Source organism: Enterobacter sp. BIGb0383 (assembly GCF_003751845.1).
Taxonomy (GTDB): domain Bacteria; phylum Pseudomonadota; class Gammaproteobacteria; order Enterobacterales; family Enterobacteriaceae; genus BIGb0383.
Genome location: NZ_RJKQ01000002.1, coordinates 194,690 through 214,067, shown reverse-complemented (window position 1 = coordinate 214,067; position 19,378 = coordinate 194,690). Strand labels below are relative to the sequence as shown.

Below are 19,378 nucleotides of genomic sequence, written 5' to 3'. Positions count from 1 at the left end.
ACTCCTTCGTCGGTTAACATTTTCAGGCTGTCGCTGCGTTCAGCGTCAGAAAAGCGTCGCGGCTCTCAATCCTGCCGTCGGCTCTGGCCGGGCTGACCGCGGCATACTCATCGCTGTTGGTCACCACCACAATTACGCTCGGGTCGTACCCTTCGGCCTGCAGGGCGGCCAGGTCGAAGCTCACCAGCAGATCGCCCACCTCCACGTTCTGACCTGCCGTGACATAGCTGGTAAAGTGCTGCCCGCCGAGTCTGACCGTATCGATACCGATATGGATCAGGATCTCCGCGCCGGTATCGCTTTTCAGGGCCAGGGCGTGCTGCGTTTCAAACAGTGACTCTACCGTACCGTTGACCGGAGAGCGCAGCTCACCCTCGCTGGGGACAATCGCCAGGCCTTTGCCAAAGACTTCGTCAGCAAATATCGGGTCGCTAAGATGCTGCAGCGCTTTTAGCTCACCGCTGACCGGTGCGAAAAGCTGCTCTGCACCTTTGGGCGCGGGCGGCGCTGCGGCGACAGGCGCGGTGGATTCATCGAAGCCCAGCAGAACGGTAACAACGGCGGCGCCGATAAAGGAGATGGCAATACCCACCAGCGCCCACAGGAAGGTCGGGCCGACCAGCGCCGGGATCCCCGGCAGACCGCTAAGGGCAAAGGCGTAGGTTTTAACCCCCATCGCCATGGCGAAGCCGCCGCCGCAGGCCCCGCCGATCAGCGCGGCGGCAAAGGGGCGTTTATAGCGAATATTGACGCCGTACATCGCCGGTTCGGTGATCCCCATAGCGGCGCTAAAGCTGGTGGTCAGCGCCAGGGATTTCAGCTTTTTGTTGCGAGCGCGCAGGAACACGCCGAAGGCGGCACCCGCCTGGCCGAGGTTGGCGATATAGAAGAGGATTTTGAACGGATCGAAGCCCATCGTGCTGATGTTGTTGATCATGATGGGCACCAGCACATAGTGCATCCCGGTAATAATAATCAGCGACAGCGTACCGCCCACCACGATGCCCGCCACCAGGCCCATATTCTCGACCAGCCAGATAATGCCGCCGGAGAGTGCGTTACCGGCAAAAATACCCAGCGGACCGATGGCGATAAGCGTTACGGGGGCGACGATCAGCAGACTCAGCAGCGGAACAAACATGGTTTTCAGTGCGCCGGGCATGATTCTGTCAATCATCCGCTCGACGCGGCTCAGCAGCCAGACCGCCAGCAGAATCGGGATCACCGTTGAGGCGTAGGACACCGTCGGCACCGGCAGGCTTAAAAAGTGGACGGGATTGCCTGATTTAAACAGGGTTTGCAGCGCCGGATGGAAGAGCACTGCCGCCAGCGCCACCGCGACGTAAGGGTTTGCGCCGAACTTATGCCCCGCGCTGACGGCCAGCGCCAGCGGCATAAAGTAGAAAATACCGTCGCTTATCGCGAGCAGGATCTGGTAAGTCTGGTTGTCGGTCCCGAGCCAGCCCATCGCAACGGCCAGCGCCAGCAGCCCTTTCAGAATACCGGCTCCGGCGATGGCCGGAATAATCGGCGAGAAGATGCTCGACAGACCTTCCAGCACCACCGAAATCGGGTTGCGGCGCTTTTTCGGCTGGGCGGCGGTCTGATTTTCCAGACCCGGCAACTGCGCCAGCAGAGCCTGGCACAGGGGCACGACCTCATTGCCGATAATCAGCTGATACTGATCGCCGGAGATATTGACGCCAATCACCCCGTCGAGCGCTTCCAGCCCGGCCCGGTCAACCTTGTCGTTATCCTTCAGCAAAAAGCGCAGGCGGGTAATGCAGTGAAACAGGGACAGGATATTGTCCTGGCCTATCCGGTCAATAATTTGCCGTGCGGTATTCTGATAATCCATCGTCGTTCCTCCAGACTGAAGCCGGGCTTCATCCACAATCACCGACCGGGTCGGCGCCTTGTTTCCTCTGGGGTTTGCCTGATTGAACAGTAACAAGCCTGAACGGAAGAGTGCTGTTGTACAAAACAAAATCGGGCAAAACATAAATACAGAAACGGGCTAAAAATAGCCTCTGAGTCTGCATTCAGGTTTTGCCCGACGATGCGGTAACAAGCGAGATGCGATTCAAAACTAGCACCGGGTCAGGCAATGATCAACGCGTCGGTCGGCGCGCATGCTTAAGTTGTGATCGACTTTGCGAAACCGCTCCACGTGCCGCTGACAAAAAGGCATATCCCGACCCGCTGAAAAGTGTCACAATAGTGGCTGTTTATACAGTATTCAGGTTGTCTCCATGGCTCTTAACGCGGCGCTGAAGGCGCAAATCGCCGCCTGGTATAAGGCGCTTCAGGAACAGATCCCCGATTTTATCCCCCGTGCACCGCAGCGGCAGATGATCGCCGACGTGGCGAAAACCCTGGCCGGTGAAGAGGGGCGGCATCTGGCTATCGAAGCCCCGACCGGCGTGGGGAAAACCCTGTCGTATCTGATCCCCGGTATTGCTATCGCCCGCGAGGAGCAAAAAACGCTGGTGGTCAGCACCGCCAACGTCGCCCTGCAGGATCAAATCTTCACCAAAGATCTCCCCCTGCTGCGCAAAATCATTCCCGAGCTGCGTTTTACCGCCGCCTTTGGCCGTGGCCGCTATGTGTGTCCGCGCAATCTTAACGCGCTCGCCAGTACCGAACCGGCTCAGCAGGATCTGCTGGCGTTTCTTGACGATGAACTAACGGCGAATAACAAAGAGGAGCAGCAGCGCTGCGCCAGCCTGAAGGCGGATCTCGACGGCTATAAGTGGGACGGCCTGCGTGACCATACGGATAAAGCCATCAGCGACGACCTCTGGCGTCGGTTAAGTACCGATAAAGCCAGCTGCCTCAACCGCAACTGCATGTGGTATCGCGAGTGCCCGTTCTTTGTCGCCCGGCGTGAAATTCAGGAAGCGGAAGTGGTGGTGGCAAACCACGCCCTGGTGATGGCGGCAATGGAGAGCGATGCCGTGCTGCCGGAGGCAAAAAACCTGCTGCTGGTCCTCGACGAAGGACACCATCTGCCCGACGTGGCGCGTGATGCCCTGGAGATGAGCGCGGAGATCACCGCGCCCTGGTATCGCCTGCAGCTCGATCTCTTTACCAAACTGGTGGCGACCTGCCTTGAGCAGTTCCGGCCGAAAACCACGCCGCCGCTGGCTCTGCCTGAGCGGCTCAACGCCCACTGCGAAGAGCTGTATGAGCTTATCGCCTCCCTGAATCGTATCCTCGACCTGCTGATGCCCTCGGACCCGCAGGCGGAGTACCGTTTCGCCATGGGCGAGCTACCGGATGAGGTGATGGCTATCTGCCAGCGGCTGGCAAAGCTGACCGATATGCTGCGCGGCCTGGCGGATCTCTTTATTGGCGATCTCAGCGAAAAAACCGGCAGTCACGACATCGTGCGTCTGCACCGGATCCTGCTGCAGATGAACCGCGCCCTCGGCATGTTCGAAGCCCAGAGCAAGCTCTGGCGTCTGGCGGCGATGGCCCAGGCGTCGGGCGCGCCGGTCTCGAAATGGGCGACCCGCGACGTGCGCGAAGGCCAGACTCACCTCTGGTTCCACTGCGTGGGGATCCGCGTCAGCGACCAGTTGGAAAAGCTGCTCTGGCGTAGCGTCCCGCATATTGTGGTGACTTCGGCAACCCTGCGCTCCCTGAACAGCTTCTCCCGTCTGCAGGAGATGAGCGGCCTGCGCGAGAAGGCCGGAGACCGTTTTGTGGCGCTGGGCTCCCCGTTCAACCATGTTGAGCAAGGGCGTCTGGTGATCCCGAAGATGCAGCATGAGCCAAAGATGGAGCACGAAGAGAAGCATATCGCCGAAATGGCCGCTTTCTTCCGTCAGCAGCTCGAAAGTAAAGAACATAAAGGAATGCTGGTCCTCTTTGCCAGCCAGCGGGCGATGCAGCTGTTTCTGACCTTTGTCACCGACCTGCGTCTGTTGCTGCTGGTCCAGGGGGATCAGCCCCGTTATCGGCTGGTGGAACTACATCGTAAGCGGGTAGAGGGCGGCGAGCGCAGCGTGCTGGTCGGGCTGCAATCCTTTGCCGAAGGACTGGATCTCAAAGGCGATCTGCTCAGCCAGGTGCATATCCACAAAATCGCGTTTCCGCCTATCGACAGTCCGGTGGTGATCACCGAGGGCGAGTGGCTGAAAAGTCTTAACCGCTATCCGTTTGAGGTCCAGAGCCTGCCCAGCGCCTCTTTTAACCTGATTCAGCAGGTCGGCAGGCTCATCCGTAGCCACGGCTGTCGGGGAGAGGTGGTGATCTACGACCGGCGACTGTTGACCAAAAATTACGGGAAGCGTTTACTGGATGCGCTGCCGGTATTTCCGATAGCGCAACCTGAGGTGCCTGAGGTTATGATTAACAGCAAACCTAAATCTAAACGGCGCCGTCGCTAACGCCTGCGCATGATGTAAGGAGTTGTCATGGATTACCGCACCATTATTAAAGAGATTGGCCGCGGCAAAAATCACGCCCGCGATCTGGATGCTGATACCGCCCGTGCGCTGTACGGGATGATCCTCGATGGCGAGGTGCCGGACGTTGAGCTGGGGGCGATTCTGATTGCCCTGCGCATTAAAGGCGAAGGCGAGGCGGAGATGCCCGCGTTCTACCAGGCCATGCAACAGCATATGATGCGTCTGACGCCGCCGGTCGCAAAGCCGATGCCGATTGTGATCCCGACCTATAACGGCGCGCGCCGCCAGGCGAACCTGACGCCGCTGCTGGCGCTGTTGCTGAGCAAACTGGGTTATCCGGTGGTGGTGCACGGTATCAGCGAAGATCCCACCCGTGTCTTAAGCGAAACCATTTTTACCCTGCTGGGGATTGAGCCTACGCTGCATGTCGGTCAGGCTCAGGCGCAGCTCGACGGCAACCGACCGGTCTATATTCCGGTAGGCGTGCTCTGCCCGCCGCTGGAAACCCAGCTGGCTCTGCGCTGGCGGATGGGCGTGCGTAACAGCGCCCATACTCTGGCCAAGCTGGCGACCCCGTTTGCGGAAAATGAAGCTCTGCGTCTGAGCAGCGTCTCTCACCCGGAGTACGTTCATCGGGTCGGGCAATTCTTCGCCGGCATTGAGGGCCGGGCGCTGCTGATGCACGGTACCGAAGGAGAAGTCTATGCTAACCCGCAGCGCTGCCCGCAGATCAATCTGATCGATGAGCAGGGCGTGACGGTAATGGTTGAGCGGCAAACCGAGGCGTTGGAAGACGCTATCTCGCTGCCTGGGGCGAAAGATGCGGAAACGACCGCACGCTGGATTGAGCGCTGCCTGACCGGTAGCGAACCGATCCCGCATTCGCTGAAGCTGCAAATGGCCTGTTGTCTGGTGGCGACCGGCGAGGTGGTCACGCTGCAGGACGGGCTGGCGCGTATCGCCCGGAGCTGGGATTAAGCATAAAAAAAGCCCGTTCAGCGATGAACGGGCCAAATGCAAGGGTATCAAAAAGGTCAATGAGGGTTTGGAGCACCGCCAGTGGGTTAGCTGGCGGGTAAGACAGGATTCAATCAGTTATAAATAACCGCAGTACCGCTCATTCTGTCGTTGGTATTGGCAGAAGTGATGCTATAGCCTTTTGCACCGGCAGCCTCGGCTTTCTCAGCCAGTTTCGCTTCCAGACCGTCCAGCGTGTTTGCACCCTGTACTGATACAACACCGATTTTGTGCATGCTCTGAGCCTGAGCCGGCGTCACAGACTGTGCAGCGAAGGCACCGAAGGACAGGGTAGACAGGGCGATAGCGGCAACAGCATATTTGATGGTTTTCATAGTTAATCTCTCGCAGGTTGTTCTGTTAAAGGGACGATGTTCCGTCGATGTGATAAGTATCACGGTTTTTGACGAGAGATAAAATCGAAGAGAATTGACAGCCTTATTCGAAAAAATTGAATGATTAATAATGTATTGATTATTAATAAATTATTTTTGTCGTTTGGCTTAAGAATGACTGACGCGGATTAGCGGCGAGAGAGAGGGCACATTTTGCGACTTCTTTCGCCGTTTTTTATGTACGTAAAGGCAAGCGCTTGCGCTGTATTTTACGGTAAGGAAACGTCAACGTAGCTGGCTATCCTTGGAACCTCTGCGATTATATCCTGCAAATGTAGACTTGTGTAAATCTTTATCCTGTTGGCAGTTTACGCACAAACGTACGCCTGGAATCGCCTTGCGTCGGGCCTGCGGAATGGGGGCTTCACATTCTTCACAAAATTCGAGGCTTTCGCCTTTAGGCAGTTCATTTCGGACTCTGGCGACCGCATCTTCAAGCGTACTGTCGATCTGATCCTGAACCGCACCGTCGTTTGCCCAGCCTGAAGCCATCATTCACCTCCGCGCATAAAAACGTCTCTGCTTAATTATAGATAATAAAGCAGAGACCGGGATCAGCGGGCGTCCGGGCGGACCAGATCAAAACGCTGCTCTTCGCTGATGGTGTAATAAGCGGTCGGTCCTCCGGCACGCAGAACCGGTTGGGCTTTCGCCGTCTGGTAGATTCCGCCTTCCAGCAGCGTCTCATCAATATGTATTGCCACGACTTCACCGAGTACCAGCCAGGTCTCAAGCGCCGTGCCGTTGGCCGTGGTTAGCTGAATGCACTGGGAGAGCCGACATTCAAAGTGCACCGGGCTTTCTGCCACTCTGGACGCGGCGACAAACTGGCTGGCCAGCGGCGTCAGGCCCGCCCGGCTGAATTCATCTTCGCCGTGGGGCAGGCTGGCTGAGGTTTCATTCATCTGTTCCGCCAGCGGGCGAGTCGCCAGATTCCAGACAAACTCTTTGCTTTCGATAATATTGCGGACGCTGTCTTTCCAGCCGCTGCTGGCGAAGCCGATAATCGGCGGTCGATAGTTAAAGCAGTTAAAAAAGCTGTAGGGCGCAAGATTATTTCTGCCCTGAGAATCCGCTGAGGCGATCCAGCCGATAGGCCGCGGGCCGATAATGGCGTTAAGCGGATCGTGGGGCAGACCGTGTCCCTCGGAAGGTTGATAAGAATACATAGCGTACCTGGCGATAAATTAACGATTAGGCCAGACTCCCTTATTTACCGCGCCGCCGTCAACGGGTATCTTACGCCGCAGTTGAAAGGAGAATGCCATGACAGTCGATAAACCGGGGCTGCACCCGCGTAATCGCCACCACGATCGCTATGACCTGCCTGCGCTGTGCCAGGCCTGTCCGGAACTGACGCCGTTTCTCACCCTGAGTCCGGGCGGTGAGCAGACCATTAATTTTGCCGATGCCAAAGCGGTGAAAACGCTGAATAAAGCGTTGCTGGCACATTTCTACGGCGTCAGCCACTGGGATATCCCCGAGGGCTTCCTCTGCCCGCCTGTGCCGGGCCGCGCTGACTATGTGCACCATCTGGCGGATCTGCTGAGTGAAGCGACCGGCGATATTCCGCGTGAGGCTAACGTGCTGGACATCGGCGTCGGCGCGAACTGCATTTATCCGCTGATTGGCGTTCATGAATACGGCTGGCGCTTTACCGGGACCGAGGTTAACGCCGAGGCGCTCGCCAGCGCTCAGGCGATTGTGAATGGCAATCCCGGCCTGACCCGTGCGATTCGCCTGCGTCGTCAGCGCGATCCGCAGGCGGTCTTAGCCGGGATGATTCAGGCGAACGACCGCTACGAAGCCACTCTATGCAATCCGCCGTTCCACGACTCCGCCGAGGCAGCCCAGCGCGGCAGCGACCGCAAGCGCCGTAACCTGGGGCTCACCGAGGGCGACAAGCTTAACTTCGGCGGCCAGCAGCAGGAACTGTGGTGTGAAGGCGGGGAAGTGGCCTTTATTCTGCGCATGATCGAAGAGAGCCAGAAATTCTCTCGCCAGGTGATGTGGTTTACCACCATGGTCTCGCGTGGGGAAAACCTGCCTCCGCTCTACCGGGCGTTAAGCGAAGCCGGTGTGGAGAAGGTCGTGAAAAAAGAGATGGCCCAGGGGCAAAAGCAGAGCCGCTTTATTGCCTGGACCTTCCTCAGCGACGAGCAGCGCCGTCGCTTTGTTGCCCGCGCCCGCTAAAGGGTCGGCTCCGGAGGCGTTCTGTCAGATGACGGCGCTTCCGGAGGCGGCAGCACCTGCCAGCACTGAACCGGCGTGCGGATCCCGGCCCGATCGAAGTGCTTTTTCACCTGACTGTCGAGCGCGAAGCGTACTGTCCACTGCTTCAGCGGCAGGGTAGTGAAAGTGACGCGCAGGGTAAAGGCGGTGTCGGTTAAGCCCACCAGACCGGCAAACGACGGATTACCAATAATCAGACCGCGTACCTCTTCCATCTCCATCAGATCGTTAACCGCCTCTTTTAGCACCGCATTAGCACGGTCGGCATCCTCCTGACGATGCACATCATAATTCGCCACTACCGAACCGATACCACGCACAAAGTTGGCGAAGGTCGTAATCGATGACCAGGGAATAATATGGTAGGCACCCGTATCCTGACGCACGCCGACGGAGCGAATCGACATCCGCTCAACGGTCCCGGTTAGCGGGCCAATTGTGACCAGATCCCCGGTATTCATCCCGTTTTCAAACTGAATAAACACCCCGGTAATAATATCTTTGACCAGCGTCTGCGAGCCGAAGGAGATCGCCAGGCCCAGAGCACCGGCCCCGGCCAGCAGCGGGGCGATATTGACGCCAATTTCCGACAGCACAATCATCACCGTAATGGTGCTGATAATCACCGCCAGCGCATTACGGAATAGTGTCAGCAGGGTACGGGTCCGGGCGCTGGGCAGCGGACGACCGTGAATATCCGAGGAGAGCCGGTTCTCAATCAGGCAGGCCAGCGCCGTCCAGCCGACGGCGGAGAAGAAGAGGATCAGCGCAATGCGGATCAGAATATCGACCGTTTTCTCCCCGGCCCCAAAGTGCAGCCAGTGCCAGAAGTCAAAAATACCCCAGGCGTTCAGCAACAGCATCACCGCCACACAGACCGTCATAATACGCGCTACCTTCAGCGAGGCGGAGAGCCAGCCATTGAGGCGTTTCTGCAGCTCAGGGTAATTACGCTGGGTCTGTGGCGTCAGGGTGATGCTCTTGGCTATCCAGCGTGACAGCATCCCCGAGATAAAGGCGGCGATGCCGATAATCGCCAGGCTGTGCAGGGTCGCACCCATCATAAACTTCAGGCTGTTGCCCGGATCGAACAGGGAGAAGAAGAACAGCACGATAAAGTAGAGACTCGCCAGCCAGTGCCACACCAGCGCAAAGGCGCGGATAAACAGGCTAAAGAAGGAGAGGGAGCGGTTGGCAAATTGAATCAAGCTTTCGGTAATGGCGTGCTTATTCCGGTAAATCAGGTACATCGCCCAGCTGGTGATGCAGAGCATGATCACTACGTTAGCCATCGCCCCGAACTGAACGTTAATCTGATTGGAGATAATCGGCACCGCAACAATCAGCCCGTAGCCAATCAGGCTGCTCAGGGCGCTAAGGCGCAGGTTCCAGTAGCGGGCGGTCTGATCCTGAACCGGGAAGGGGCGAAGCTCCGGCACGCGAGGGCAGAAAATCAGCCGCAGAATCGCCTTAAAGAACTCGATAAGCGCAAAAGCGTTGAGGAACAGACTCTGCTGGAAGGCGATAGTGGGGTTACCGGCGTTGAGGTTGTCGCTGAGGACCTGGCCTGTGAACAGGGTCAGCGCCAGCAGAATCAGATCGATAATAAAGGCCCCGACAATCATCGCCGGAAGCTGGAGCCAGTTGCTACGATCGCGGTTTTTACGCCGTCCCCACTGGCCCATTATGCGGTACAGGGGAAGCGCGCAGAGGCGCAGCAGCCAGTAAAAGGCGAACACCAGTGCCGCCAGCATCAGAAAATGCCCGGCGGCGTTAGTAAAGGTCTGGTAATTGAAATGTTTGTGAGGGGCATCGGTGATATTGCGCCAGAGCTGGGCAAAACGTGTGGCGAAGGCTTCACCATAGAGGCGGCTCACGTCGGTGACGTTTTCCAGCACCGTTTTGTTTTCGGCAATCGCCGGAGGCGTGAGTGCGGGGACGGTTTCCGCAGGCGGGGCCGAGGCGACCTGGCGCAGCTGGGCGATCAGCTCCTCGCGCGAGGCGTCATTCTCCAGGACATCAGCCAGCGCCGCGTAGGCGGCCTTCTTCTGCTCTACGTTCGGCTCTGCGGCGGCGGGTGCGGGCTCGCTCGCGGTGACGCCAGGCAGCGTTACCGCCTGCAGCGGCGAACAAAACAGGCTGATAACAAGCAGCAGGATCCACGGCATCGATGCCTCCCTTAGAAAGTCCAGCAAAATGATAAGTATAGATAGCTGGTGGCGGGAAAGCGTTTTTGGGAGGATTCTGGCGGGGTTTTACGCCTCTCCCGGATGAGAGAGGCGTAGAGAGGCGCTATCAGGAAACGTGCTGCAGGAACTCCTGAAGGCGCGGGCTTGGCGGATTCTCAATCAGGGTCTGCGGGTTGCCGTCTTCGGCAATGCGGCCTTTATCGATGAAAATCAGACGCGAGGCCACTTTCTCGGCAAAGCCGATTTCGTGGGTCACGATCACCATGGTCATGCCTTCTTCGGCAAGATCCTGCATCACTTTCAGCACTTCGTGGCGCAGTTCCGGGTCAAGCGCGGAGGTCGGCTCATCAAACAGCATCATTTTCGGCTTCACCGCCAGCGCACGGGCAATCGCCACGCGCTGCTGCTGACCACCGGAGAGCTCGGACGGATAGTGGTGCGCACGCTCTGCGAGGCCCACTTTCGCCAGCAGGGATTGCGCCAGCTTTTCCGCTTCCGCTTTTTTGGTACCGCGCACGCGCAGCGGGCCAAACATCACGTTTTCCAGCGCCGTCAGGTGCGGGAAGAGGTAGAACTGCTGGAATACCATCCCGGCTTCCTGGCGGATCAGGCGGTCGTCCACTTTCGGGTCATTAACCTTCAGACCATCGACGATCAGATCCCCGCTGGTGATCTCTTCCAGCTTGTTAATGCAGCGCAGCAGAGTCGATTTACCGGAGCCGGACGGCCCGATAATGACCACCACTTCACCCTGGGTGATGTTCAGATCGATATTGTGCAGCACCTGGGTCGGGCCAAAGTGCTTGGAGACGTTTTTAAATTCAATCACAGGATTTTCATCCTTCTTTCAAGACGACGCAGAACAAAGCTCAGCACCAGGGTGATGATCAGATAGAAGACGGCAACGGCGCTCCAGATTTCCAGCGCACGGAAGTTACCGGCAATAATTTCCTGGCCCTGGCGGGTCAGCTCGGCAACGCCGATAACGATAAACAGCGAGGTATCCTTGATGCTGATAATCCACTGGTTACCCAGCGGCGGCAGCATACGGCGCAGCGCCAGCGGCAGGATCACGTGGCGAATGGTTTCGCGCGTCGACAGACCCAGCGCCAGGCCCGCTTCGCGGAATCCTTTGTGGATAGAGAGCACCGCACCGCGGGTGATCTCAGCAATATAGGCACCGGAGTTGATCATAATGGTGACCACTGCGGCGCTAAAGGGATCGATTCGTAAATCGTTGAAGGCCATTGGCAGGGCGAAGTAGATAAACATCACCTGCACGACGATAGGGGTTCCGCGAATCACTTCGATGAAAACCAGGGCGATGTGGTTGGCAATCCAGCCACCAAAGCTGCGGGCAAAACCGGCCACGAGGCCGATGATTAAGCCGCCAATCAAACCGAGGACCGAAATCCACAGGGTCATTTTGGCGCCTTCAATCAGAAGTGGAATGGCAGGCCAGATGGCGCTCCAGTCAAACTGCATGATGAATTCCTGTATACCGTGGTGAAAATAGCAGGGGCGAAGAACGCCCCCGAGATGTAGCTTAACAAATTATATAGTCATTATTTAGGTTCGGTACCGAACCATTTTTTGTAGATCTCGTTATAGGTGCCGTTCTCTTTAATGGTCTTCAGCGCGCCGTTCACTTTCTCACGCAGCTCGTCGCTGCCTTTCGGGAAAGCAATACCGTACTGCTGGGCTTCCAGAGAGTCGCCAACCGCTTTGAACTGACCGTTACCGGCAGTTTTGATGAAGTAAAGAATGTTCGGCGTGTCGTGCAGCACCGCGTCAGCGCGGTTAGTGCCCAGTTCCATATAGGCGTTATCGATATTCGGGAACTGACGCAGATCTTTGGTTTTGATATTGGCTTTCGCGTAGTCAACGGAGCCGGTGCCGCCTTTAACCGCAACCACTTTGCCATCGAGATCTTTTACGCTTTTCACGTCGTTGTTGTTGGCTTTCACCATCACCAGCAGGCCGCTTTTGTAGTAACCATCGGAGAAGTCGATCGCTTTTTTGCGCTCTTCAGTGATGGTGATACCGGCCAGCGCCAGATCGATGTTTTTGGTCTGCAGCGCCGGAATAATGCCGCTGAAATCCATTGGCTTAAGGGTGTAATCCAGCTTCAGTTCTTTCGCGACGGCGGCCCACAGGTCAACGTCGAAACCGACGTACTTGTCGCCTTGTTTGAATTCGAAAGGAACGAACGCAGTGTCGGTTGCCACGACCAGCTTTTCAGCGGCCTGGGAGGAAACTGCAAATGCGAGGGTCAGTGCAGCCAGTGAAACTTTTAATACAGACTTCATAGCATTTCCTTTTATATCCACGGGGCGATCCCCTGCGAGAACGTACGCAGTATGAAAAAATCATGCCAATTTTACAACGTCTTGTTTTCAAAAGAGGACAATCGGCTGTATTGCAGGAGTATGGCTGCAAACTCCCGTTTCTGCACCATATAGGGGCGTTATTTTGGTGCATTGGCGGTACATTGGTCACTGTGCTGCAATTTAGCGCGGATAACGGTGGGAAAACAATCCCGGGTTAACAGTTGTGTGATGTGATTATTACAAATGATTTACTTTGCGGGGGTGTTGAGGGGCGTTCTGTGCACTGATTTGGTGCAGAGCTCCCGCCCTGGCGGACGGGAGCGATAAGGCAGGCTTATGGATTATTCGATGTTGGATTCGATAAACCACAGGAACTTATCGAGATCGCGGGAGGCTGCGGTCAGGATATCTGCACTATCTTCGTCTTTGGCTTCGCCAACGGCTTTACGTACGTCGTTAGCCACGACCGCGTAGCGATCTGCCAGCTCTTTCAGGTGATCCTGAACGGAGTGGATATCCAGCGGGTAGCTTTTCAGCGGTGTTTTGCTGTTAATCACCTGGGTTGTACCCAGCGCCACGCCACCCAGCTGCACGGCACGTTCCGCCATGGTATCCAGATGTTCAGTTAGCGCGCTGCGGAATCCGTCCAGCATTTCATGCACGGCAATAAAGTTAGCGCCGCGCATATTCCAGTGGGCCTGTTTGGTGATTAAGGACAGGTCAATGAACTGGATCACCTGGCGATTCAGCAACTCCACCGTCGCTTTTTTCTCGCTGTCAGAGACATCGTTACGGGTGTATAGCAGATTAGACGCTTTTGTTTTTACCAGTTTAGCGGTACTCATAATTCATCTCCTCTTAATGGTGCTTTCCAGTATTTAACGAGAACAAGTATAGCACCGGTTTTTGAGTCTGCCTTTCTGGCTCTGCCTATCGGTTTAATAGCGAACAGTAGCGTGATTTTTAAAATTCATTTCAAAACATGTAGTTATAATTATTATGCTGAACAATTCTTATTTCTGTCTTTATGGGCATAACAGAAGGAGCGCACGGTAAATTATTTCAGAGAGAGGACGTATGGGGTGCGGAAAATATGACATGGCGTCACCACCATGTCATAAATGAAATATTAATTTACATCAACAGGTTTAATTTTTGTCTCACGCCGCAGGGTCAGGGTCGATCCTATAGAGGCGGCAATAATCGACATCAGCGCCAGGCTCTGGGTCAGGGTCAGCGTTTCGCCGAGGAAGATCATGCCTGATATGGCTGCCAGCGCGGGTTCCATGCTCATCAGCGTACCAAAGGTGCGGGTCGGTAAGCGCGTCAGGGCAATCATTTCCAGCGAGTAGGGCAGCGCCGTGGAGAGAAGCGCAACGGCCACGCCCAGCGGCAGCAGCGACCAGTGCCACAGCGCCTCACCGGCCTGCAGCGCGCCGAGAGGGACAAAGATAATCGCGGCAATCAGCGATCCCATCGCCACGGTCGCCGGGCCGTGCTCCTCACCCGCCCGCTGGCCGCTCAGAATATAGACCGCCCAGCAGGCACCGGCCAGCAGAGCAAAGGCCGCGCCGGTTAAATCGACATGGGCCACGTCCTGGCCCAGCGGCAGCAGGAACCACAGGCCAAGCACCGCCAGGATCACCCAGATAAAATCGACCGCGCGGCGGGATGAAAACAGCGCTACCGCCAGCGGGCCGGTAAACTCCAGCGCCACGGCGATCCCCAGCGGGACGGTCTGAATAGAGAGATAGAAGAAGTAGTTCATGGCGCCGAGGGAGAGGCCATAAAAGATCAGCGGCAGCCGCTGCTCTTTGCTGAAACGGAGTCGCCAGGGTTTAAAAATCACCACCAGAATCAGCGTCCCCAGCGCCAGACGCAGGGCGGTCACGCCCGGCGCGCCAACCAGCGGAAACAGCGACTTCGCCAGTGAGGCACCGCTCTGGATAGAACACATAGCAATAAGCAGTATGGCGATGGGGACCCAAACGGGGAGTTTACGCGACAAGCCTGGCATTCCTTCTCCTGTCAATTTCTGTCAAAAGGGGTAAAGCTGGCAGTGTAATGGAAATATTTTTTTATGGTTGAGGATTTGTTGAGAAAAACGTGGCGGGAAGCATCTACAATAAGTTCAATGTGATGGATAAATCACCGATGAATTAGGAATAATCTGGATGAATGTACTGGGTTATGGCGTTATTAATAGCGCGCTTGTCGTGGAAATACCTGTTTTTTGAAAGGGATAACTGAAGGTGGAAATGTTCTGTTACAGGAAATCCGCCCTTAGACCACAACAGGTCCAAAGAGTTTCTCATTGGTTTTTGATATATTTATAAACGTAGGACTTACTGAAGCACATTTGAGGTGGTTATGAAAAAAATTGCATGTCTTTCCGCTCTGGCCGCTGTTCTGGCCTTCTCCGCAGGTACTGCTGTAGCTGCAACTTCTACCGTTACCGGTGGTTACGCTCAGGGCGATATGCAGGGCGTTGCTAACAAAGCTGGCGGCGTTAACCTGAAATACCGCTACGAGCAGGATAACAACCCGCTCGGCGTGATTAGCTCTTTCACCTACATCCAGAAAAGCCACACCAACGATGACGGCTACAACAAAGGCCAGTACTACGGTATTACCGCAGGTCCGGCTTACCGTCTGAATGACTGGGCAAGCATCTACGGCGTTGTGGGTGTTGGTTACGGTAAATCTCAGCAGCCTGAAGTAGCTGGCAGCACCAGCGACTACGGCTTCTCTTACGGTGCCGGTCTGCAGTTCAACCCGATGGAAAACGTTGCTCTGGACTTCGGTTACGAGCAGAGCCGTATCCGTAGCGTTGACGTCGGTGCCTGGGTTGTTGGCGCAGGCTACCGCTTCTAATCACTCCGGTGATAATAAAAAATCCGCCTGAACGGCGGATTTTTTTTGCCTGAAACTTAGCGGCTGCGGGTCTCGAAAATATCGGTCCCGAGGTGGGTATAGTCGACTTTCTGCAGACGGAAGTTGGTGATCGTAATCGGTCCGGCCTTCTGTTCTGACATAAACCGGTAGCGGTTCTTAATCTCTTTGGTGGCGATACCGGTCCACTGGGAGAAGAAACCTAAAAAGTCATTGGCCGAGCGGCGAGCTTTAATCACCCGGTGGGCTTTGTCATCGCTGGACAGCACCATAAAGGGAACCTGGAAGTTCTGCTGATACTTATCGTCGTGCGCCAGATACTGCACGTCGGTGCCGCGCTCTTTAAACGCCAGCCCGTGGTCGGAAAAATAGACCATTGAGAAGCTGTCCCCGGTGTTGCGCAGCTGGTCATACAGCTTGCCGAGCAGCGCATCGGTCTGGGTCATGGTGTAGAGATAGCAGGACGTTTCCTTCGACTGGACAAAATCCGCGTATTTTCCCTGGGTGCGATCGCAGGCCTGTGGATGCGATCCCATCAGGTGCAGAACGATCAGCTGCGGCTGCGTACGCTGCGTCTCAAAGACCTGTGCGGTCATCTTTAACAGCGCCTCATCCTGGGTATTTTTATCCGCTTCAAAATTCCCGCTTTTCAGGAAGTGTACTTCGTCTGCGCGTTTGGCGATGCTGGCAATCGCCGTATCGTACTCGCCAATCTGCCCCTGATTAGAGAACCACCAGGTCTGGAAACCTGCGCGGTTCGCCAGGGTGACAACGTTATCCTGGTACTGTGGCTTGCCGTCCACCACCCGGTTCAGGGTCAGGCCCAGGGATTTCTGCGTCGAGCCGCTGGCGGCAATATAGTCGGTAAACAGGGTACCGTTGACCGCGCTGGCAAACGGCGTGTTGTTCCAGTGACCGCCAAAGGCACCGAGGGCATCGCGGCGTGCGCTTTCGCCGATCACCACCACATAGGTGTGATAGCGCGGCTTCACGGCCGTGACCGTCCAGGTATCCTTCATGGTCGACAGTTCCGCCATCCGCGCCTGCTCTTCCTGCACTTCACGATGATTGACCGCGATATCCTTGACGAAGCGGAACATGGGGTAGCCAGTATCTTTCAGCTTAAAGACGCCGCCCCAGGCCAGGTTCTGCACCGGCGTGACAAAAATCGCCGCTGCGGCGACCAGCAGACAAAGGCTATCAAACCGGTTCCAGCGCGCTTTTTCCGTGGGGCGACGGCGCACGGCCTTAACGCCCAGGGCAAAGATAAAGAGCGCCACTACGTAGCTGTACCACGGGAAGATCGTCATGATCTCCGTAGATTCCTCCAGGTTAGTGGAGTGCAGTGCCAGCAGCGTATTAAAGTTTGGCGCGCCGTAGGCCTGACCAAACGGGTAATAGCTGGCGGCGACCAGCGAATAGAGGCCGAGCAGGCATTTCTGCACGCCGGGGGCGTAGCGCCACAGCAGAAGCAGGACGCAGGTCGTGGCCACGGCATACAGCAGGCTGAAGGGGTAACCCAGCGCCAGGTTAATCAGTAATGACTGTAAAAAATAAAAACCGGTCCACGGGCTCAGGGTCAGGCCGCGGGCTGCCAGCGATTCTTTCAGGGTTAGATTCATATGTCACGATCGTAAAACGCCATGTGCTTACCCTGGCGTCGAGGGTCAAACCTGCCGGACAGTGCGTGGAAGAGGGAAGGAGGTCCGCATCTGCGAGCCGCAATATTGCAGGGCTGCACGAAGATAGTGCCGGGCTGTCAGAAGGTCAATCCTTCATAAGGAATTGTTTTGAGAGAATGATTACAAAATCGACAAATAGCGAAGGGAAACTGCGTTACGGGCAAGCTTAGCCGGTAAAAATGACAGAAAAATGAAGCGGCGTACCGCGACGCCGCTTTTATTTGGAAGGTTTATCGTCCTGCTGCGGTTTGCCGCCGATCAGATCGCACAGCATGTTCAGCAGCATCAAACGCACTTTAAAGGGGGAATGACTAAACACGTTTATACACCTCCGGAACTCGTTCATAAGAGACCTCCTGTTTATTGCGGGTTTTTACAGCTAAGGATGTCTGCATTACATACAGATATAGCACAGGCTATATTTTATAGCTATGGCTAAAACGTTAATTTTTTGTCCTTTCGTGACTCTGGTTTACACTGTGCGCTCTTTACTTATGACGCCGGGTTGCGTCAACCGGATGAGGAAGCACAATGAGCCGTCGCACAGGTCAGTCCATAACAAAAAAAGTGACGCAATTAGTTGATGTCGAAGAGCACGTTGAAGGCTTTCGCCAGGTCCGCGAAGCGCACCGTCGGGAGCTGATAGATGATTACGTTGAGCTGATCTCCGATCTGATCCGCGAGGTGGGCGAAGCGCGCCAGGTGGATATGGCCGCGCGTCTGGGGGTTTCTCAGCCGACGGTTGCCAAGATGCTGAAGCGTCTGGCGTCGGTAGGGCTTATCGAGCAGATCCCGTGGCGCGGCGTATTTTTAACGCCGGAAGGCGAAAAGCTGGCTCAGGAAAGCCGCGAACGTCATCAGATTGTGGAAAACTTTTTGCTGGTGCTGGGCGTCAGCCCGGAAACCGCCCGCCGCGATGCGGAAGGGATGGAACACCACGTCAGCCAGGAGACGCTGCAAAAATTTAGCGAGTTCACCCAGAAATACGGTCCCGCGACAGAATGAGTCTGCCTTTTCTGCGCACCCTGGTGCGCGATCGGTTTCTTCATCTGTTAATTCTTATCGGTATTGCCCTAAGCCTTGCGGTGCCCTTCGCCCCGCAGCACTGGCCAAAGGCCATCGACTGGCACACCATTATTACCCTCAGCGGGCTGATGCTGCTGACCAAAGGCGTGGAGCAGAGCGGCTACTTTGACGTGCTCGGGCGGCGGATGGCCCGACGCTTTACCCATGAGCGCTCCCTGGCCCTCTTTATGGTGCTGGCCGCCGCGCTGCTGTCGACCTTTCTGACCAACGATGTGGCACTGTTTATCGTGGTGCCGCTGACTCTGACTCTGAAGAAGTGGTGCGCCATTCCCGTCAACCGGCTGATTATCTTCGAGGCGCTGGCGGTGAACGCCGGTTCGCTGCTGACGCCGATTGGCAATCCGCAAAATATCCTGCTGTGGGGACGCTCCGGCTTGTCCTTCACCGCCTTTAGCGCGCAGATGCTGCCGCTGGCGGTGGCGATGATGGCGACGCTGCTGGTGCTGTGCTGGTTCTGCTTCCCGGCAAAAGCCCTGCGCTTCCAGAGCAGCGACCTGACACCGGAATGGCAGCCGAAGCTGGTCTGGAGCTGCCTGGCCTTTTATGTGCTGTTTTTGTTCTCTCTGGAACTGAAGCAGGAACTGTGGGGGCTGGCGCTGGTGACGGCTGGTTTTCTGCTGCTGGCGCGACGGGTGGTACTGAGCGTCGACTGGACGCTGCTGCTGGTGTTTATCGCCATGTTTATCGATGTCCATCTCATGACCCAGCTCCCGGCGCTGAACGCGGTGCTGCAGCAGGTGGGCGAGCTGCCCGCGCCCGGACTGTGGCTGACCGCGATTGGCCTGTCGCAGGTGATTAGCAACGTGCCGTCCACCATTCTACTGCTGAACACGGTTCCTCCCTCCACGCTGCTGGCCTGGGCCGTCAATATTGGCGGATTTGGTCTGCTGCCCGGCTCGCTGGCGAACCTTATCGCCCTGCGGATGGCCAACGATCGTCGCATCTGGTGGCGATTCCATCTCTACTCCATTCCCATGCTGCTGTGGGCGGCGACCACCGGCTATTTACTGCTGCTGGTGCTGCGCTAAACCTCACATTCAGAGGATCGGGCAAGAAACGGGCAGGAACCGCACATTCGCGACCTGTCCGTAATCGTTATAACTATAGGGCACTCACGAAAACCTTTATTCAGGAGCTTCC

General features: G+C 56.3%; 18 protein-coding genes. 6 read left to right on the top strand and 12 right to left on the bottom strand.

Annotated elements, in window-relative coordinates; translation table 11 throughout:
• Positions 1 to 22: 22 nt before the first annotated feature.
• Complete coding sequence (locus tag EDF81_RS09370) at positions 23 to 1,858, bottom strand: beta-glucoside-specific PTS transporter subunit IIABC (protein ID WP_123347885.1); 1,836 nt, start codon at positions 1,856 to 1,858, stop codon at positions 23 to 25.
• Between the two features lie 394 nt (positions 1,859 to 2,252).
• Here EDF81_RS09370 and dinG point away from each other — a divergent pair, with 394 nt between their 5' ends.
• Positions 2,253 to 4,394: an ATP-dependent DNA helicase DinG gene (dinG, locus tag EDF81_RS09365; RefSeq protein ID WP_123347884.1), complete on the top strand. Its 2,142-nt coding sequence runs from the start codon at positions 2,253 to 2,255 to the stop codon at positions 4,392 to 4,394.
• 27 nt (positions 4,395 to 4,421) lie between these two features.
• Positions 4,422 to 5,393, top strand: a complete 972-nt coding sequence (gene ybiB / locus EDF81_RS09360) for a DNA-binding protein YbiB (RefSeq protein ID WP_123347883.1) — start codon at positions 4,422 to 4,424, stop codon at positions 5,391 to 5,393.
• 113 nt (positions 5,394 to 5,506) lie between these two features.
• Here the strand turns inward: ybiB and ybiJ are convergent, their stop codons facing one another.
• From ybiJ to EDF81_RS09345, 3 genes are all read right to left on the bottom strand, one after another.
• Positions 5,507 to 5,767: a DUF1471 family protein YbiJ gene (gene ybiJ, locus EDF81_RS09355; protein ID WP_123347882.1), complete on the bottom strand. Its 261-nt coding sequence runs from the start codon at positions 5,765 to 5,767 to the stop codon at positions 5,507 to 5,509.
• Positions 5,768 to 6,052: 285 nt separating this feature from the next.
• On the bottom strand, positions 6,053 to 6,319 hold the full coding sequence (locus EDF81_RS09350; RefSeq protein ID WP_123349018.1) for a DksA/TraR family C4-type zinc finger protein: 267 nt from the start codon (positions 6,317 to 6,319) through the stop codon (positions 6,053 to 6,055).
• Positions 6,320 to 6,381: 62 nt separating this feature from the next.
• Complete coding sequence (locus EDF81_RS09345) at positions 6,382 to 6,996, bottom strand: flavin reductase family protein (RefSeq protein ID WP_123347881.1); 615 nt, start codon at positions 6,994 to 6,996, stop codon at positions 6,382 to 6,384.
• A gap of 97 nt (positions 6,997 to 7,093) precedes the next feature.
• Here EDF81_RS09345 and rlmF point away from each other — a divergent pair, with 97 nt between their 5' ends.
• Positions 7,094 to 8,020, top strand: a complete 927-nt coding sequence (gene rlmF / locus EDF81_RS09340; RefSeq protein ID WP_123347880.1) for a 23S rRNA (adenine(1618)-N(6))-methyltransferase RlmF — start codon at positions 7,094 to 7,096, stop codon at positions 8,018 to 8,020.
• Here rlmF and ybiO read toward each other — a convergent pair.
• From ybiO to rhtA, 6 genes are all read right to left on the bottom strand, one after another.
• The gene (gene ybiO, locus EDF81_RS09335; protein WP_123347879.1) at positions 8,017 to 10,227 is read right to left on the bottom strand and encodes a mechanosensitive channel protein; all 2,211 of its coding nucleotides are present in this window, start codon (positions 10,225 to 10,227) and stop codon (positions 8,017 to 8,019) included. The genes rlmF and ybiO overlap by 4 nt on opposite strands.
• 127 nt (positions 10,228 to 10,354) lie before the next feature.
• Positions 10,355 to 11,077 (bottom strand): glutamine ABC transporter ATP-binding protein GlnQ, encoded by a 723-nt coding sequence (gene glnQ / locus EDF81_RS09330; protein ID WP_123347878.1) that lies wholly within the window; start codon positions 11,075 to 11,077, stop codon positions 10,355 to 10,357.
• Positions 11,074 to 11,733: a glutamine ABC transporter permease GlnP gene (gene glnP / locus EDF81_RS09325; protein ID WP_123347877.1), complete on the bottom strand. Its 660-nt coding sequence runs from the start codon at positions 11,731 to 11,733 to the stop codon at positions 11,074 to 11,076. Before glnP ends, glnQ begins: the two co-directional genes overlap by 4 nt.
• An 80-nt stretch (positions 11,734 to 11,813) precedes the next feature.
• Entirely contained in the window at positions 11,814 to 12,557 is a 744-nt protein-coding gene (gene glnH / locus EDF81_RS09320) for a glutamine ABC transporter substrate-binding protein GlnH (protein WP_123347876.1), read from the bottom strand.
• Between the two features lie 362 nt (positions 12,558 to 12,919).
• Positions 12,920 to 13,423: a DNA starvation/stationary phase protection protein Dps gene (gene dps / locus EDF81_RS09315; RefSeq protein WP_123347875.1), complete on the bottom strand. Its 504-nt coding sequence runs from the start codon at positions 13,421 to 13,423 to the stop codon at positions 12,920 to 12,922.
• Positions 13,424 to 13,707: 284 nt separating this feature from the next.
• A complete protein-coding gene (gene rhtA, locus EDF81_RS09310; RefSeq protein ID WP_123347874.1) occupies positions 13,708 to 14,595 on the bottom strand; it encodes a threonine/homoserine exporter RhtA in 888 nt (295 codons plus the stop codon).
• A gap of 353 nt (positions 14,596 to 14,948) precedes the next feature.
• Here rhtA and ompX point away from each other — a divergent pair, with 353 nt between their 5' ends.
• Complete coding sequence (gene ompX, locus EDF81_RS09305; RefSeq protein ID WP_123347873.1) at positions 14,949 to 15,452, top strand: outer membrane protein OmpX; 504 nt, start codon at positions 14,949 to 14,951, stop codon at positions 15,450 to 15,452.
• 56 nt (positions 15,453 to 15,508) lie between these two features.
• Here the strand turns inward: ompX and EDF81_RS09300 are convergent, their stop codons facing one another.
• Positions 15,509 to 17,092, bottom strand: a complete 1,584-nt coding sequence (locus EDF81_RS09300; protein ID WP_123347872.1) for a phosphoethanolamine transferase — start codon at positions 17,090 to 17,092, stop codon at positions 15,509 to 15,511.
• Between the two features lie 277 nt (positions 17,093 to 17,369).
• Positions 17,370 to 17,498, bottom strand: coding sequence for a manganase accumulation protein MntS (gene mntS / locus EDF81_RS09295; protein WP_123347871.1), 129 nt, complete (start codon positions 17,496 to 17,498; stop codon positions 17,370 to 17,372).
• Positions 17,499 to 17,683: 185 nt separating this feature from the next.
• Between mntS and mntR the strand changes: the two genes are divergently transcribed.
• On the top strand, positions 17,684 to 18,157 hold the full coding sequence (gene mntR, locus EDF81_RS09290) for a manganese-binding transcriptional regulator MntR (protein ID WP_123347870.1): 474 nt from the start codon (positions 17,684 to 17,686) through the stop codon (positions 18,155 to 18,157).
• Entirely contained in the window at positions 18,154 to 19,266 is a 1,113-nt protein-coding gene (locus EDF81_RS09285; RefSeq protein ID WP_123347869.1) for an anion transporter, read from the top strand. Before mntR ends, EDF81_RS09285 begins: the two co-directional genes overlap by 4 nt.
• Positions 19,267 to 19,378: the final 112 nt, after the last annotated feature.